Here is a 17,100-nt window from a genome sequence, read left to right on the forward strand (position 1 = left end):
CAGTAATCAACGGACCGGCGGGCAGCCGCCCCGGAACCGGCCCATCAACCGCCACAACGCGGGTAACAAGGAGACACAATGGCCCAGCAGCAAGCCACCGTGAAGGACGACATCCGGACTGCCCACCGCCGGCGGCGGGCCGCCCTGACCCCTGCCGAACTGGAAGCCGCCGGCGCCGCCCTGGCGATGCACGGTGCGGCCTGGGCCGAATCCATGTCCGGTGGAAGGCAGGCCACGTTCTGCGTGTATCTCGGTACCGGCGTGGAGCCGCCCACGCTGCCCCTCATCGCGGCCCTCCACGGCAACGGCCACAAAGTCCTGCTCCCCGTCTGCGAGCCGGGCCGCGAGCTGAGCTGGGTTTTCTGGAGTCCGGACAGCCCGCTTGAACGCAGCAGGTTCGCACCCATCATGGAACCGGCAGGGACCCGCCATGGACCCGATGTTGCGGGGGAAGCCACCGCACTGTTCATCCCGGCCACCGCCGTGGATCTCGACGGCAACAGGGTGGGCCAGGGCGGCGGCTACTACGACAAGTTCCTGGGCCACCTCGCCACCGCCGGGAAGGAAATTCCGCTGGCCGCTGTTATCTACGACGATGAACTTCTCCCGGCGGGCCGGATTCCTGCCGAGGAGTTCGACCGTCCCGTTCCCGCCGTCCTTGTTCCCTCCGGGCTAAGGCCGCTGGGCAAGATCGCCTAGGGTCAGGCGGGGTGGCCGCAGCGGGATGATAGAATTAGCACTCAGGCCCTGCGACTGCTAATGGATTACCAGGTGGCAGCACGGGACCTCTCGTTTGCCCAAGAGGAGGAGCACCAGTGCCAACATATGCTTACGCCTGCAAGGATTGCGGCCACGCCTTCGACATCGTCCAGTCGTTCTCGGACAGCTCACTGACGTCGTGCCCTGAATGCCAGGGCGCGCTGCGCAAGAAGTTCAACAGCGTGGGTGTCGTGTTCAAGGGTTCCGGCTTCTACCGGACCGATTCCCGGGACTCCAAGGGCAGCACCGTCTCCGCAGCGCCGGCGTCCTCCACGCCCGCTCCGGCGGCGCCTTCCGCTCCCGCTCCGGCAGCTGCGGCCGCCGCCAGCTGATTTCCGGCGTTCGCCGTTACGACGGCGGCCCTGCAGCCAATGGGACGTTGTCCACATAGGCGCGGGGCCGCTGTCTTTTGCATATCCGGGGCGCTTAGCGTGGCGGCATGCCTGCTCATTCCTTCCGTGCCCGCCGGGAAGCTTCCGGATTCTTTCGACGTCCCCGCCCTCCGGTTCCCGCCGGCCGTTCGGCAGCGGCACGTCCCGGTGCCAGGCTCGGCGCCTGGCTGATCCGAAACAGGCGGCTTGCCGTTGCCCTGTTGCTGTGCGCGGCGGCGGCACTCACCGTCCACCAGCTCACGCCGGCACCGGTCCACACCGTCACAGCGCTTGCAGCCGCCCGGGACCTTCCTGCCGGGTCTGCCCTCGGAGCCACAGACATATCCCCCATCCAGGTTCCGCCCGGCATGCTCGCACACGGGGTCCTGCGCGAACCCGGCGAAGCGTCAGGCAGGCAGCTCGCGGCCCCGCTGCGCAAAGGCCAGCTGCTGGCGGACGCCCAGCTGCTGGGGCCCGGCCTCCTCACGGGCAGTCCCGCCGGCTCGGCTGCAGTGCCCCTTCGGATGGCGGACCCCTCGTCCATCCAGCTGGTCTCCCCCGGGCAGCTGGTCAACGTGGTGCTGACGGCGGCGAACGGATTCGACCAGCACGCTCCGTCCGAAGTCCTGGCCACTGCGGTGCCCGTGCTGTGGACCTCCGCAACCGGCGGCCAGGGCGGGCAATGGCTTGGCACGCAGGAGACTGACGGCCTGATCGTCGTAGCCGCCACTCCGGAACAGGCGGCCCGGCTGGCCGGGGCATCCACGCAGGGCAAACTGTTCTTTGTCCTGGTGGGGACGCCGTGACGGGCTGCCTTCCTCAGGCGGCGCCAGTGCCCGCCAGGATGTCAGCCCCAGTGCGGCGGCTTCTGTTCCTTCAGCCATGCATCGTGGTCATCCTCGCGGTCGCCCCACGCCCGCGGATCATCCTCGGCAGCCCGGGCGGGCAGGATGCCCTCCGCCGGCTTCTGGCCTGCACGCGTGGCAGGAGCAGGCGCTTCCGCCGCCTCGCCACCGTCCGTGGGCCGCGCTTCGCTGTTGGTGCTGTTGGTCTTTTCGTCGCTGCCCACCTGGGCCGCCTCCTTGCTGTCCTGCCGGTCCGCGGCGGGTACTGCCTGCTGACCGGCCCGGGCTCCGGCGATGCCGGCCCGGCGTCCGGAGGCCGGGCCCGGGAAATGCGTAACGTTCGATGCCGGGGCGGAGTCCGCGGCGGCATCGATATCATTCAGCGCCTGATCGACGTCGTCGTCAAGGAATCCGGGGGAAGCCACCCGTCCCGGAAGGACAACCTTTTCCAGTCCGAGGTACTTGGCGATCCGGTCTGCGCAGGCAGACGGGTCGGTGAAAACCTCGATGGTCCACAGCGGCATGTACCGCCACCCGAGGCGCTCAAGCAGCTGGGGACGCAGCCTGCTCCGTTCCCGGACGCTCATCGTCCGGTACTGTTCAGTGCCGTCGGATTCGATAGCCACAGGCCACGGAAGATCGGCGTCGTCCTGGCCCATGGTGTTCAGTGGATCGGCGGCGGCCACGACGTCGATGGCACCGTCGTACTGGTGCCACACCCGTGCCCCGCGCGCCCGCAGCCGGTCGCCCAGGTCGGCGACGAGCGGGTCGGCGCCGAGCGCCTGTTCGCTGGCGGCAGCGCGGGACGCCGGCGTACCGAGATCCGTGTTGCCCGAAATTTCCCGGTCCAGAAGGGCATACAGGTCCACTGCCCCGTGCGTCAGCCGCGTGTGGTCCAGGTCCTCGGGCCGGAAGCACGTCAGCACGTGCATCGAGCGCCGGGCGCGGGTCATGGCGAGGGCGAACTTTTCCCGCCCGCCTTCTGCCGAAAGCGGCCCGAAGCTGTGCAGGGCGCGCCCATGCGGGGTGCGGCCGAAGCCCGGCGAGAAAATGACATGGTCGCGTACCAGGCCCTGGGCCCGTTCCAGGTCCACCACCCGGAACGATTCCGGGCCCGCACCGAAGAACCCGGCGAGTCCGGGATGGTTGGGCAGCTGGAGCCTGATGGCCTCCCCGATCCGGGCAGCGTGACGCAGGCTTGCCGTGACCACGGCAAGGGAGGTGCGCGGGCGGAGGCGGGCGTGTTCGAAGACAAGTTCCACCACCCGGTTGACCTCGGCCACCACGGATTCAACGCCTTCGTGGTCGGCGCTGGGCAGCCCGGTTCCATCCGGCAGGTACTCCACCAGCAGGGACCGGTCCAGCCCCGTGGCCGACTGGCCTTCCGGCAGGCGTTGGAGCCCGCCGTCGTAAAAGTTCTTGCTCAGTTGCAGGACCAGGTCTTCGTCCACGGCGCGGTAGACGAAGTTCAGCCGCCACACCGGCAGCACGGCGGACAGGGCGGTGAAGGCACTCTCCACCCGCTGGTGTGCCGACTCACCGGGCGCCAGCCGCTCCACCCCCACGGTGAAGGTGCGCGGGCTGGCGATGCGGGCGTCACCGAAGGCAATGACCTGCCGCGCCCGCGCGATGGAGGGCAGTACTGCCTGCAGCGAGGTGGCTTCGGCGTCGAGGACGACCACGGCGTCGAAGTGCTGCTCCGCGGGCAGCAGCCCGGTCATCAGGTAGGGGCTCACGGACCACACCGGCACCAGGGTCCCGATCAGGTCCGGGGCCTGGGCGGTCAGCGCCGGCAGGGACACACGGCCGTCCTTGAGCAGGCTGCGGAGGAGGTCGGCCTGGCGCGGCTGGTCAGCGATCGCGGCGCGCCAGCGTTCGGCAAGGTCCCAGCGGAGCCGGGCCGCGCCGCTGGCGATGTGCGCGTTGTCCGCGAGCCGGTACTCGGCTTCGAGCTGCCGCAGGGCGTCGCCGTCGGACATTGCCAGATAGTCGTCGCCGCTGATCATCGCCTCAAGCGCCGACTGCCACCAGGCGAGTTCCAGCTCGGCGGCCACGGAGGCGGCGGGTACTTCCCGCTCGGCCAGGTCCGCCAGAAGCTCCCCCAGCCCGTGCTCGCGCATGTTCTCCACCAGCAGCGTCCGTTCCGGCAGGGTCTTCAGCGTGTCCGTATCCGCCACCAGCCGCTCAAGGCGCTCCATGAGCTCCTCGTACCGGACGGTGGAGAGCGCGCCGCCCGCCGCGGTATGCCTCAGGGCCTCGCCCAGCTGGGTGAGCTCACGGTCCAGTTCCCGGTACATGGCGTTCATCTCGGCAAGCCCGGACGGAACAGCAGGGTGCCGCTGGGTGGTGGCGTAGCCGGCCCACAAGGCCCGCTGTTCCTGGACCAGTACCAGCGAGCTGTGCAGGTCGGCGATGTGGACGCCGGGCCGGACGTATTCCTTGGCCACCCTGCGCAGCCGGGACCGCTGCATGGAGGTCATCTCGATGCCGCGTTCCCGCCGCCAGGAGGAAGGGGCGGTGGCGGAAATGAGGTCGGTGACCGGCCGGTCGAAGATGTCCGGGGTGAACTTGTCCAGGCTGCCGCGCACAGCCACCAGCAGTTCCAGCTGCTCGCCCCATTCGGCGAAGGATGCACCGAGGCGGATCTCCGCGTGCTCGGCCACGGCGTTCATGCGCTCCCGCAGGGCAGGCAGGCTCTTCGCCACGGAGCGGACCAGTTCCTGGGCTTCCTCGGTTTCCTTCCGGGTGAGGAGCCGCGCGCCGTGCCAGGGGCTGGTGGTGGCGGCCTTGCTGAAGCTGCCCAGCTCGGCCGCACGGCGGAGCCTTCCGGCCAGTTCATCGCGGTCGCGGATGCTGTCCAGGACGCTCCGCTTGAGCCGCACGGTGGTGGCCGGAGCGGGGTGGATGGAGGTCAGTTCCGCCAGCGACTGCATGGCCTGGTAGGGCGAGCATCCCCACCGCTGCCGGACGTTGTGCAGCGAGGCCACGTGGTCCATCAGCGCGTGGCGGTGTTCGGTCAGGGTGGTGTAGAGGTTGCCGAGCTGCGGTTCCAGCGACTTCTCGTTGCGGACGATGGCCCGGACCAGCTGGCCTTTGAGCTGCTGGGCCGTCACGTTCCCGGAGAGCTGGAACAGGATGGATTCAAGGCCCAGGGACTCCAGCTGGCCGGACACCTCGTTGAGGCTGGCGCGGCGGTCCCCCACCACCAGGACGGTCTTGCCGGCATCCACCAGGGCGCCGATGGTGTTGATGGCCGTCTGCGTCTGTCCGGTGCCGGGCGGGCTGCTGACCACCAGGGAATCGCCGGCGCGCGCAGCATCGATGACGTACTGCTGGTCCGTGTCCGCATCCAGCAGGAGCAGTTCGTCCTTGGGGTGCCGGCTGTCCAGCGGCGGGAAACGGGACGGATCCGGCTCCTCCACGTCCACCACTTCTCCCCCGGCCGCGGTAGCCAGGGCAGAGACGATGGGATTGGAATCGTTGATCCAGGGGTCGTCCAGGTTTCCGGACAGGTCAGCGAAGGTGGACACCAACAGGTTGTGCTGGGCCTCGGCGCCATGGATGGGCCGGATCAGGGTGCCCAGCCGGTCCAGTACAGGCTGCGGGTCGAAGCGGGCGGTGCTGTAGGCCAGCCGGGTGACGGCATTGACGTCGAACACAATGCCGTGGATGTTTTTCAGGTGCCGGACCAGCGCCGGGTTGATGTGCGCCTGCTCGGTCAGCTGAAGCTCGTAGTCGTCTTCGCCAGGCCGCACGGTCAGGGAAATCGCGGTGAGCATGACTGGCGCAGAGATGCGCTGCGGCTTGCCCCCGACGGCGGATGTCCACACCACGGTGCCGGCCGAGAGGTAGCCGGCGTCGATCCCGCGGTCGTTAGCGAGCTCGAAGATCTTGGAGCGGATGTTGCGCGAGGCCCGTGCCGCCACGAGGTACTGCTGCCGGTCCCGGATCAGGGTGGAGAGGCGCGTGCGGCGCCCGGCCATGAGCTGGGCAAGGCCGGACGGATGCGCGTGGGTCAGGTCGATGGAGCCTTCAGGGGTCTTGGTGAAGCGCAGCATCGTGTCTGCACCCGTGACGGGTTTGAGCCCGGACAGCCATTTGCGAAGCTCTTCCGAGCCTTCCGGGTGGCCTTGACCAACTGACACTACTGCCTTCTTTTCTGCGCTTGCGCGTGACGCCCTGGACCATACCGGCATACGTTCGAGCGTAGCCGCTCCGGCGCCGGACTCGAGAGACCGCAACACTGGAGAGCCCGAATTTGCGGAGATTTGATCCGGAAACAGGAGTGGCCGGCCTCCGTTGACGGAGGCCGGCCACTCAGGATGCTATTCCCACTCGATGGTTCCTGGCGGCTTGCTGGTGACGTCCAGCACCACGCGGTTAACGCCGTCCACCTCGTTGGTGATCCGGTTGGAAATCCTGGCCAGGAGGTCGTACGGAAGCCGCGACCAGTCGGCGGTCATGGCGTCCTCGGACGAGACCGGGCGGAGCACGATGGGGTGGCCGTAGGTGCGGCCGTCACCCATGACGCCCACGCTGCGGACATCGGCCAGCAGCACCACGGGCATCTGCCATACGTCGTTGTCCAGCCCGGCGGCGGTCAGCTCGGCGCGGGCGATGGCGTCGGCCCTGCGCAGCAGGTCCAGGCGTTCCCTGGTGACTTCGCCGACGATCCGGATGCCCAGGCCGGGCCCGGGGAACGGCTGGCGGCCCACGATCTCCTGCGGCAGCCCCAGCTGGGCGCCGACGGCGCGGACCTCGTCCTTGAACAGTGCACGCAGCGGTTCGACGAGTTCGAACTGCAGGTCCTCGGGGAGCCCGCCCACGTTGTGGTGGCTCTTGATGTTCGCTGCGCCTTCGCCGCCGCCGGATTCGACGACGTCCGGGTACAGGGTGCCCTGGACCAGGAACTTGATCTTCTCGCCGTGCGCGGCGGCCTCGGCGATGATGGCCAGCTCGGCCTCTTCGAAAGCACGGATGAACTCGCGGCCAATGATCTTGCGCTTGGTCTCGGGATCGCTGACGCCGGCGAGGGCGGACAGGAAGCGCTCCTGCTCGTTGGCGACGTAGAGCTTCACGCCGGTGGCCGCCACAAAGTCCCGCTCCACCTGTTCGGCTTCGCCTTCACGCAGCAGGCCGTGGTCCACGAAGACACAGGTAAGCTGGTCGCCCACCGCGCGCTGGACCAGGGCAGCGGCGACGGCTGAGTCCACGCCGCCGGAGAGGCCGCAGATCACGCGTGCGTCCCCCACCTGCTGGCGGATGCGCTCCACCTGCTCTTCCAGGATGTTGCCGGTGGTCCAGTTGGGCTCGATCTTGGCGCAGTTGAACAGGAAGTTCTCCAGCACCTGCTGGCCGTAGGCGGAGTGCTTGACTTCGGGGTGCCACTGCACGCCGAAGAGGCCCTTTTCCTCGTTGGCGAAGGCAGCCACTTCGGCGCCCGCCGTCGTCGCCAGGACCTCGAAGCCCTCCGGGGCCCGGTGGACGGAGTCGCCGTGGCTCATCCAGGTCTTCTGGTGCTGGGGCATGCCCTCCAGGACGGAGCGTCCCTCGCCCAGGATGGTGGTTTCCGTGGAGCCGTACTCCCGCAGCCCGGTCTTGTCCACCTTGCCGCCCAGGGCGTTCGCCATGGCCTGGAAGCCGTAGCAAATGCCGAAGACCGGAACACCGGCCTCGAAGAGGTCGGCACCGACGGTCGGGGCACCGTCCGCGTAGACGCTGGAGGGTCCGCCGGACAGGATGATGGCGGCCGGATTCTTGGCGAGGAGCTGCTCGGTGGAGTAGGTATGCGGAACCACTTCCGAATACACATTCGCTTCCCGGACGCGGCGGGCAATCAGCTGCGCGTACTGGGCACCGTAGTCAACTACCAGCACCGGCTTCTGGGAAGTCTGGGATGCAGTGGGAGTAGTCACCGTAATAGCCTACTTTGCGCCGTTGCACCGGCGCACCTTGAGAAGGGGTGCTGTGACGGAGCAGACGTCCGACGGCGGGCGGCGGCCGGGTGCCGCCCGCCGTCGAACATGGACGTCAGTACCGCTGCGGCGCCTGCGGGTTGGCGGCCAGCTCGGCCTCCACCTCGGCGTGGAACTTCTTCTCCACAATGAAGGACAGGAACGGGATGACGCCGCCGAGGGCGAGCAGGATCAGCTTGAGGAACGGCCAGCGCATGAGCGACCAGAGCCGGAAGTTGGACATCAGGTACACCACGTACATCCAGCCGTGCACGATCAGGACGGTGACGGACAGGTTGACCCCGTCCAGCACTCCCGGAGGCTCGGCGTCGGCGAACCCGAAGCCGAACGGCTGCCCCGTGACGGCATTGGTGCCGCCGGCGAACAGGTACTGCCCGAAGCCGTACCGGGCGATCAGTTCGGCGCAGAGCAGCAGCAGCATGGCGCCGGTGAGGTAGGCCAGCACCTTGTAGAACTTCAGGGCCGAGCGGATCTGCGCCTCGGTGCCGCCGAAGCGCCGCTTCTTGCCTGCGGCCTTGCCGGCTGTGTTGCCGCCTGCTGCGGAGGTGGCGGGTTTCGGTTCAATCATGGCTGTACCTTTTGCTGGTTCGGTTCCGGGTGCTGGTTCTGGTCAGGCCGCTGTCCGGGGTCCGGAGCGGCCTCGTGGTGTTCGTCGTCCAGGGCCTCTTCCAGGTCGCGGTGGTAGTCGTCCTTCACCAGCCGCCACCAGATGAACAGGGCGAACCCGGCGAAGACCACCCATTCGAGCGAGTAGAAGAGGTTGAGCCAGTTGATCTGCTGACCGGGCGGCTGCGGCCCGATTTCCAGGGGCAGCAGGTCGCCGGGCACGGCCGCAGGGCTGACATCAGCTCCCCCTGCCACTTCGGCGGTGGCAGCCACGAAGCCGGGGTAGCTGCTGACTTCCCAGTAGTTGATGAGCTCGGCCACGGAAACGGCGGTGGCCTGGCCCGGTTGCGGTGCAGTTTTGGGGAGCGGGGCTTCGGACGGCAGCAGCCGCCCGGTCAGTTCAACAGCGCCAGACGGCGGCGCCGGCGCGTCTTCGGGGTTGGCAACCCATCCGCGGGCCACGGGGATCCAGGTTTGCGGCGAGGCCGCGGCGCCGGCCAGCGCCGGGGCGCCGTCGACGGCGAAGGCGGAAACCACCCAGTAGCCGGGCTTGCCGTCATGCAGGCGGTCCGGGACCAGGACCTGCTTCTCCGGATCATAGGTGCCCCGGGCACTGACCATCTGGTCGGCGTCGGTACCGTGGAAGAACTCGCCCGGCTGGAGGGTGCCGGTCAGCGGCTGGACCTTTTCGGTGGCGGGGTTGACCGGTGCTTCGGGCTGCGTGGAGCGCCCGAACTGCCACTGGCTGAGCAGCACGAAGACCCCGGAAATGGCGATCGCAAAAACAAATCCAGCGATCCAGCGGGGTTTAAGGGCAGTTTTCCACACGTCTTAACCGTACTTCGTACCTTTGTAGAACAACTAAACGCAGACGCCGGCGGCATCTGCGGAGTGCGCCGGATCAGTGGTCGAAGAAGACCAGGCTGGAGTTGATCAGTTCGGCAATGATGTCGGCGTCGTAGGCGCGCCGCAGCGATTCGCGGAACGATTCCTTGGACAGGGACCTGGCCAGGGTCGCCAGGACTTCAAGGTGGTCGGAGAAGGAACTGGCGGGGGTGGCGATCAGAAGGATCAGCGTGGCGGGCCCGTCGGCGGCGCCGAAGTCCAGGGCGTGGCCGTACTTGGCGACGCCCACCGCGATGGACGTGCGGGTCACGTACTCGCTGCGCGCGTGCGGCAGCCCGATTCCGCCCGGAAGCCCGGTGGCCAGCTGGTGCTCGCGGGCGTTGACGTGCTGCAGGAACCCTTCAAGGTTCGAGACGCGTCCGGCGGCGTAGAGCCGTTCCGCAAGCTGGGTTGCGGCGTCGGCCTTGTCCGATGCCTCCATTTCGAGGATGACCATCTCTGGGGTGGTGAGGTCGGCATCATACGGGTCAAGTGCTTCCGCCAAGGCGTTTCCCTTCAGTCGGCAGTACGGGGCATCCGGCCCCTCAGCGCAAGGGCACGATGTCTTCCACGCCCAGGCGGGCGGCGTCTGCGGATTTGTCGTCCGGCTGTTGCTGGCTGAGGCGTTCGGCCTCCACGCGCGCAATGTAGTGCCGCACCTCATTTTCGCGCTGCGCGTCGCTCCAGCCGAGGACGTCACCCATCAGTTTAGCGACAACCGGGACCGCGGACACACCGCGGTCCCACGCTTCGATCGAGATCCGCGTCCGCCGGGTGAGTACATCGTGCACGTGCCGCGCCCCCTCATGTGTTGCCGCATAGACGGCTTCGGCCTGAAGGTAGTCGTCGGCGCCGGGGATCGGCTCGGCCAGCGCCGGGTTCTCTTCAATGAGCGCCAGCACCTCCGGGGTCAGGGATCCGTACCGGTTGAGCAGGTGTTCGATCCGGGCCACGTGCACGCCGGATTCCTCGGCGGTCCGGTTCCTCCGGTTCCAGGCCGCACGGAAGCCGTTGGCCCCGAGCAGCGGGATGGTTTCCGTGCAGCTGGGCGGGACCCGCTCGTCCATGGTCCGGGTGGCCTCGTCCACGGCGTCCTTGGCCATCACCCGGTAGGTGGTCCATTTTCCGCCCGCGACGACGACGAGGCCGGGAACCGGGTGCGCCACCACGTGTTCGCGGGACAGCTTGGCCGTGGAGTCGTTTTCGCCGGCAAGGAGGGGCCGCAGTCCGGCGTAGACGCCTTCAACGTCTTCGCGGGTCAGCGGCCGCTTGAGGACCCTGTTGACCTGCTCAAGGATGTAGTCGATGTCCTTGCTGGAGGCCGCCGGATGGGCCTTGTCCAGGTTCCATTCAGTGTCAGTGGTGCCGATGATCCAGTGCCGGCCCCACGGGATGACGAACAGCACAGATTTCTCGGTGCGCAGGATCAGTCCCACGGTGGACTGGAAGCGGTCCCGGGGCACCACCAGATGGATCCCCTTCGAGGCGCGCACCTTCAGCTGGCCGCGTTCGGTCACCATCGCCTGGGTTTCGTCGGTCCAGACACCAGTGGCGTTGATGACCTGCTTGGCGCGGACGTTGAACTGCGTGCCGTTCTCACGGTTGACCACCTTGGCGCCCACCACGCGTTCGCCTTCGCGGAGGAAGTCCACCACCGCCATCTGGTTGACGGCATGGGCGCCGTAGTAGGCGGCGGTGCGGACAAGGTTGGCGACGTATTTGGCGTCATCCACCTGCCCGTCGTAGTACCTGATGGAACCGACGAACGCGTCATTCTTGAGGCTCGGGGCGGCCCGCAGGGTGCCCCGCTTCGAAAGGTGCTTGTGGAACGGGACACCGCGGCTGTGTCCGCTGGAGATGGACATGGCATCGTACAGTGCGATGCCGGCGCCCACATAGGGGCGCTCGATGAAGGGTTTGGTGAGCGGGTAGAGGAAGGGCACCGGCCGGGCCAGGTGCGGGGCCAGCTCGGAGAGCAGCAGCCCGCGTTCCTGCAGGGCTTCCTTTACCAGCGCGAAGTCGAGCATCTCGAGATACCGCAGGCCGCCGTGGATGAGCTTGGAGGACCGGGACGAGGTCCCGGCTGCCCAGTCACTGGCTTCGACGATGCCGACGCTCAATCCCCGGGTGACGGCGTCGAGGGCTGCTCCGGTGCCGACGATGCCGCCGCCAACAATGAGGATGTCCAGTTCCTGGCCTGGCCGTGAGGTGTCACGAAGCCGCTGGATGGCTGCTTCCCTGGCTGCCGGACCGAGTGCCCCGCCATGAGCAGGAACAGTCTTCATCGAACGCCTCCAGTGCCGCTAGTGCCGGTAGTAGAACCACCCTACTTGCTGGACGCCCACTTGGCAGGAAGGCCAGGGGCGGACGCCGCCCCTGGCCTTCCCCGATGGGTCAGTTCCCTTCGTAGGGTGAAACGACGACGTCGACGCGCTGGAATTCCTTGAGGTCCGAGTAGCCCGTGGTTGCCATCGAACGGCGGAGGGCCCCGATCAGGTTGGACGTCCCGTTGGTGTGGTGACCCGGTCCGAAGAGGACTTCCTCCAGCGGGCCGACCGTTCCCACGTTGACCCGGTCGCCGCGCGGGAGCTCCAGGTGGTGCGCTTCCTGCCCCCAGTGCCAGCCCTTGCCGGGTGCCTCCTCGGCACGTGCCAGCGCGCTGCCCAGCATGACGGCGTCGGCGCCCATGGCAATGGCCTTGACGATGTCGCCGGAGGTTCCCATGCCGCCGTCGGCGATCACGTGCACGTACCGGCCGCCGGACTCATCCATGTAGTCGCGGCGGGCTGCGGCGACGTCGGAGATGGCGGAGGCCATGGGCGAGTGGATGCCCAGTGCGCGGCGCGTGGTGGTGGTGGCGCCGCCGCCGAAGCCGACCAGGACGCCGGCCGCGCCGGTGCGCATGAGGTGCAGGGCGGGGGTGTAGCCGGCCGCACCGCCCACGATGACGGGGACGTCAAGCTCGTAGATGAACTGCTTCAGGTTCAGCGGCTCGTGGTCCTTGGACACGTGCTCTGCCGATACGGTGGTTCCGCGGATGACGAAGATGTCGACGCCCGCGGCCACCACGGTCTTGTAGTGTTCCTGCGTGCGCTGCGGGGTCAGGGAGCCGGCAACAGTGACGCCGGCGTCGCGCATTTCGGCCAGGCGGGTGGTGATGAGTTCGGGCTGGATAGGTGCCTGGTACAGCTCCTGCATCCGCCGCGTCACGGCGGGGCTGTTGGTCTCGTCCTGCAGGGCGCCGATCTCGTCCAGGATGGCCTGCGGGTCCTCGTAGCGGGTCCAGAGGCCTTCAAGGTCGAGCACGCCAAGGCCGCCGAGCTTGCCCAGGGTGATGGCCGTTGCCGGGGACATGGCCGAATCCATGGGCGCTGCGATGACGGGCATGCTGAACTGGTAGGCATCGATCTGCCAGGAGACGGAGACGTCCTTGGGGTCGCGGGTGCGACGGTTGGGGACGATTGCTATGTCATCCAGGGAGTAGGCACGACGCCCACGCTTGCCACGGCCGATCTCGATCTCATAAGTCACTGCTCTAGGTTATCCCAGCCCGCGTGCCGCCCTTGGCTAGAGTGGCCTTATGGGCAGGCGGTGGATTTTTGACGGGCATATTGCCGGTATTGGCACCGCCTCCGGCCTGCGGGCAGTCGTGGGGGTCTGGCAGCACTCCCCTTTCGGGCCGTTTGCGGATGTCATGGTCCAGCAAAAGTCCGGCCACCGGCTGCTGCTCGCTCCCAGTGACGAGGTGGCCGGCTTCATCTCCGACACCTACAGCTTTGACGAGGTCCGCGTCCAGGACGTGTCCGTGGTGCTTGCCCGCCGGGCCCTGGCCGTTGACGCCGGGCCCCTCCACCTGCGCGCCCGCATCGGTGCCCGGACCCTGCTCGGGAAGGGGCTGCGGGCCGTTCCCCGGCCGCTGGCGGTGCATCCCCGCTGGCTGAGTGCGGTGAGCCCGCTGGCGTCCCTGGCCGCGCCGGGCGCCCGGACGTTCGGCACGGCGGGCAACGGCCGCCTTGAGTACTACGGGGTGAGCGACCTGCACCACGTCACCTCCGCCGTCGTGCACTGGGACGGGGACGACGCCGGGAGGCTGGCTGACATCAAGCCGCCGGTGACGTTCGGCTTCAGCAGCGTCCCGCCGCGGCCCAGCCTGGCGCGGGTGCGGACCACGGTGGTGGAGTCCTAGATCCCGCCTGCCTCCTCAACGGAGAGTTGGGATTCGAACATGCGAAAGTAGCGGCCGCGGAGTGCCACCAGTTCCCGGTGGGTACCCTGCTCCACGATCCGGCCGTCCTCGAGCATGTAGACAATGTCCGCCTTCTCGATGGTGGCCAGCCGGTGGCTGATGGCAATGATTGTGCTGCTGCGGTCCGCGAAAAGCCGGGTGAAAATCCGGTGTTCGGCGAGCGCATCGATGGCTGACGTGGGTTCGTCCATGACCATGAACGAGGCGTCGCGGTAGAAGTTGCGTGCCATGGCGAGGCGCTGCCACTGGCCGCCGGACAGTCCGCTGCCTTTGCGGCCTCGGGGGTCCTCCATCCAGTTGCTGACGTGGTTGTCCAGGCCGTTGGGCAGCTTGTTGATGAAGTCGAGCGCCTCAGCGTCGGCAGCGGCCCGGCGGATCCTGGCGTCGTCCCTGGGTGAGTCGACGTCGCCGAACCAGATGTTCTCGGCGGCAGTGGCGAACTCGTACTTGAGGAACTCCTGGCTCAGCACCGCCAGGTGCCGGTGCCAGGAGGTGACGTCGACGGCGGCGAGGTCCACGCCGTCGAGCATTACCTGCCCGGAGTCCGGCCGGTAGAGGCCGGCAAGGATCCGGATCAGGGTGGACTTTCCGGCCCCGTTCTCCCCCACAATGGCGATGTGCTGGCCCTCACGGATGGTCATGCTGATCCCGCGGATGACTTCGATGTCGCTGCCGGTGTAGGTGAAGCGGATGTCCCTGAGCTCCACTTCGCGGGGCGCGGCCAGCAGCGGCGGCGCGTGCTCGGAGTGCACGGGAAGGGCCATGAACAGCTCGTAGTCCTTGAGGTTTGCCAGGTCCTCATCGATGGAACTGAGGGAGGAGACCAGGTTGTTCGCGGTGGACAGGGCCCGGCTGACGATCTGCTGGACGTAGAGGAACTGGCCGACGGGCTGGGCGCGGGCGATGATTTGCCCCACCACCCAGATCAGCGATACCACCTCGGCGCCGTACTGGAGGGCGTCGGCAGCCAGTTGCTTGGGGATGTACCGCCGCTGGAAATCGAGCCGGCGGCGCTCGTCCGCGTCCCGCAGCCTCGACCGGAGATCCATAAGGAAACCGACGATTCCGTACAGCCGCATTTCCGCGATGTGCTGGGGCCGCAGGAGGTTGGTCTCGATCATCCGGCGCTGCCGCCGGGAGTCCACCTGCGTGTTCCAGTGCGCGATCTGTTCGCGGGAGAGCTTGAACTGCAGATAAACGCTGGGCACGATCGCCACCAGGACGATGACCGCGATCCACCAGCTGACCAGCAGCAGGGCTCCTACGGCCAGGATCACCGAGACGAGCTGGGTGAAGATGCCGGCGATGCGGTCAAGGACCCGGGCATAGGAATCGGAGAACCGCTTGGCACGGTCATAGAGGTCAACGGTCTCTTTGTCGTCGTACCGCCAGAACTCAAGGGCCAGGAAGCGTTCGTACATCTGGTCGCCCACGATGGCGCCTACTTTGAAGCTCATGAGCTGCTGGATGTAGCGGTCGACGCTGGTGAAGGCGCCCCAGAAGAGGCCCAGCGCGGCGGTGATGATGACATAGACGATGGCCATCTGGCCGGCACCGGCGTCGCCTGTGTAGGCGGCCGCCAGAGCGGTTGTGGTCAGGGCCGCGAAGTACGTGGTGACGAGGGGCAGCACCGCTGAGATCAGCGAGCCGAGCACCTTCATGATGACCGCGCCCGGGGAGGCGCGGAAGCTGACCCGCAGGACCTGGGCTACAGCCCGGGCGTAGGGGCGCAGGGCCAGCCGGCGCTGCGGATCGCGTCTGGGTTGCAGTTCGGCCGGATGGCCAGTCGGAGGCATGCCCCCAGCCTATTACCGCCCGGCGGAAGGGGCGGAGGCATCAGCCGGTGGTTGAGCCTGTCGAAACCCTGGTTTCGACAGGCTCAACCACCAAGCGGGCCTTAGCGGGAACCGTAGTTCGGCGCCTCGACCGTCATCTGGATGTCGTGCGGGTGCGATTCCTTCAGCCCGGCCGGGGTGATGCGGACGAACTTGCCGCGGGCCTTGAGTTCGGGGATGGTCGGCGCTCCGGTGTAGAACATGGTCTGGCGCAGGCCGCCCACCAGCTGGTAGGCCACGGAGGCCAGCGGGCCGCGGTAGGCCACCCGGCCCTCAATGCCCTCCGGAATCAGCTTGTCGTCACCGGAGACGTCAGCCTGGAAGTAGCGGTCCTTCGAGTAGGACGTGTTCTTGCCGCGGGACTGCATGGCACCGAGGGAACCCATGCCGCGGTAGGACTTGAACTGCTTGCCGTTGACGAAGATCAGCTCGCCTGGGGACTCGTCACAGCCGGCCAGCAGCGAGCCCAGCATCACGGTGTCGGCACCGGCAACCAGTGCCTTGCCGATGTCGCCGGAGTACTGCAGGCCGCCGTCGGCGATCAGCGGCACGCCGGCCGGGATCGCAGCCTTCGCCGATTCGTAGATCGCGGTGATCTGCGGGACACCCACGCCTGCCACCACGCGGGTGGTGCAGATGGAGCCGGGACCCACGCCCACCTTGATGCCGTCGGCGCCGGCGTCGATGAGGGCCTGGGCACCTTCGCGGGTGGCAGCCTGGCCGCCAATGACATCCACATGCGCAGCAACCGGATCGGACTTGAGCCGGCGGATCATGTCCAGCACGCCCTGGGAGTGGCCGTTGGCGGTGTCCACGAACAGGCGTCGACGCCGGCATCAATGAGTGCCATGGCCCGCTCCCAGCCGTCCCCGAAGAAGCCGATGGCGGCGCCAACGCGCAGGCGGCCTTCGTCATCCTTGGTGGCCAGCGGGTACTGCTCCGCCTTGGTGAAGTCCTTGGTGGTGATGAGGCCCTTGAGGCGGCCCTGCTCGTCCACGAGGGGAAGCTTTTCGATCTTGTTGGTGGCCAGCTTGTGCGAGGCCTCCTCGCGGCTGATGCCCACGTGCCCGGTGACCAGCGGCATCTTGGTCATGACGTCGCTGACCAGCCGGATGGGGTAATCGGACTCCGGCACGAAGCGGGTGTCGCGGTTGGTGACGATGCCCAGGAGGCGGTTTTCCTCGTCCACCACGGGCAGGCCGGAGACCCTGTACTGGGCGCACAGGTTGTCCAGCTCAAGCAGCGTCGCTTCCGGCCGGATGGTCAGCGGGTTGGTGATCATGCCGGATTCGCTGCGCTTCACCCGGTCCACCTGGTCAGCCTGGTCGGCGATGGACAGGTTGCGGTGGATGACACCCAGGCCGCCCTGGCGCGCCATCGCAATGGCCATCCGGGATTCGGTGACCGTGTCCATCGCTGCGGACAGCAGCGGCGTGTGGACGGTGATCCGCTTGGAGATCCGGGAGGAGGTGTCGGCGTCGGACGGGATGACGTCGGTGTGTCCGGGCAGGAGCAGGACGTCGTCGTAGGTCAGGCCGATGAAGCCAAAGGGGTTGTGTTCGGGCTCGGTCATGAGTG

At 67.7% G+C, this 17,100-nt stretch carries 12 protein-coding genes and 1 pseudogene; 4 read left to right on the forward strand and 9 right to left on the reverse strand.

The features are described 5' to 3' along the window. The first annotated feature begins 78 nt into the window (after nt 1-78). The 3 genes from G205_RS04920 to G205_RS04930 all read left to right on the forward strand — a co-directional run bounded on the left by G205_RS04920 (nt 79) and on the right by G205_RS04930 (nt 1,936). Entirely contained in the window at nt 79-699 is a 621-nt protein-coding gene (locus G205_RS04920) for a 5-formyltetrahydrofolate cyclo-ligase (RefSeq protein WP_009357004.1), read from the forward strand. A 116-nt stretch (nt 700-815) separates the two neighbouring features. After that, on the forward strand, nt 816-1,091 hold the full coding sequence (locus G205_RS04925; RefSeq protein WP_009357005.1) for an FmdB family zinc ribbon protein: 276 nt from the start codon (nt 816-818) through the stop codon (nt 1,089-1,091). A gap of 107 nt (nt 1,092-1,198) precedes the next feature. Next, a complete protein-coding gene (locus G205_RS04930; protein WP_083875011.1) occupies nt 1,199-1,936 on the forward strand; it encodes an RcpC/CpaB family pilus assembly protein in 738 nt (245 codons plus the stop codon). Nucleotides 1,937-1,977: 41 nt separating this feature from the next. On the opposite strand, the gene G205_RS04935 is transcribed toward G205_RS04930, so the two are convergent. From G205_RS04935 to G205_RS04965, 7 genes are all read right to left on the reverse strand, one after another. Beyond that, nucleotides 1,978-6,171, reverse strand: a complete 4,194-nt coding sequence (locus tag G205_RS04935) for a DUF4011 domain-containing protein (protein ID WP_035752110.1) — start codon at nt 6,169-6,171, stop codon at nt 1,978-1,980. A 129-nt stretch (nt 6,172-6,300) separates the two neighbouring features. After that, the gene (gene guaA, locus G205_RS04940; RefSeq protein WP_009357008.1) at nt 6,301-7,890 is read right to left on the reverse strand and encodes a glutamine-hydrolyzing GMP synthase; all 1,590 of its coding nucleotides are present in this window, start codon (nt 7,888-7,890) and stop codon (nt 6,301-6,303) included. Between the two features lie 115 nt (nt 7,891-8,005). Continuing rightward, nucleotides 8,006-8,518, reverse strand: coding sequence for a DUF3817 domain-containing protein (locus G205_RS04945; protein ID WP_009357009.1), 513 nt, complete (start codon nt 8,516-8,518; stop codon nt 8,006-8,008). Next, nucleotides 8,515-9,384 carry an SURF1 family protein gene (locus G205_RS04950; RefSeq protein WP_009357010.1) on the reverse strand — a complete coding sequence of 290 codons (870 nt, stop codon included), beginning with the start codon at nt 9,382-9,384 and terminating at the stop codon, nt 8,515-8,517. The genes G205_RS04945 and G205_RS04950 overlap by 4 nt, the downstream gene beginning before the upstream one ends. Nucleotides 9,385-9,457: 73 nt before the next feature. Further along, nucleotides 9,458-9,946 (reverse strand): PTS sugar transporter subunit IIA, encoded by a 489-nt coding sequence (locus G205_RS04955; RefSeq protein ID WP_009357011.1) that lies wholly within the window; start codon nt 9,944-9,946, stop codon nt 9,458-9,460. Nucleotides 9,947-9,986: 40 nt separating this feature from the next. Further along, nucleotides 9,987-11,726: a glycerol-3-phosphate dehydrogenase/oxidase gene (locus tag G205_RS04960; RefSeq protein WP_009357012.1), complete on the reverse strand. Its 1,740-nt coding sequence runs from the start codon at nt 11,724-11,726 to the stop codon at nt 9,987-9,989. Nucleotides 11,727-11,835: 109 nt separating this feature from the next. After that, nucleotides 11,836-12,972, reverse strand: a complete 1,137-nt coding sequence (locus tag G205_RS04965) for a GuaB3 family IMP dehydrogenase-related protein (protein WP_009357013.1) — start codon at nt 12,970-12,972, stop codon at nt 11,836-11,838. Nucleotides 12,973-13,021: 49 nt separating this feature from the next. On the opposite strand from G205_RS04965, the gene G205_RS04970 reads away from it, so the two are divergent. Then, the gene (locus G205_RS04970) at nt 13,022-13,627 is read left to right on the forward strand and encodes a hypothetical protein (protein ID WP_009357014.1); all 606 of its coding nucleotides are present in this window, start codon (nt 13,022-13,024) and stop codon (nt 13,625-13,627) included. On the opposite strand, the gene G205_RS04975 is transcribed toward G205_RS04970, so the two are convergent. Together G205_RS04975 and guaB are read right to left on the reverse strand one after the other, a co-directional pair. Next, complete coding sequence (locus G205_RS04975; RefSeq protein WP_009357015.1) at nt 13,624-15,483, reverse strand: ABC transporter ATP-binding protein; 1,860 nt, start codon at nt 15,481-15,483, stop codon at nt 13,624-13,626. The genes G205_RS04970 and G205_RS04975 overlap by 4 nt on opposite strands. 101 nt (nt 15,484-15,584) lie before the next feature. Next, a pseudogene (gene guaB / locus G205_RS04980) lies at nt 15,585-17,095 on the reverse strand (IMP dehydrogenase). Nucleotides 17,096-17,100: the final 5 nt, after the last annotated feature.

This window comes from Arthrobacter nitrophenolicus (assembly GCF_000332815.1).
In the GTDB taxonomy this organism is placed as follows: domain Bacteria; phylum Actinomycetota; class Actinomycetes; order Actinomycetales; family Micrococcaceae; genus Arthrobacter; species Arthrobacter nitrophenolicus.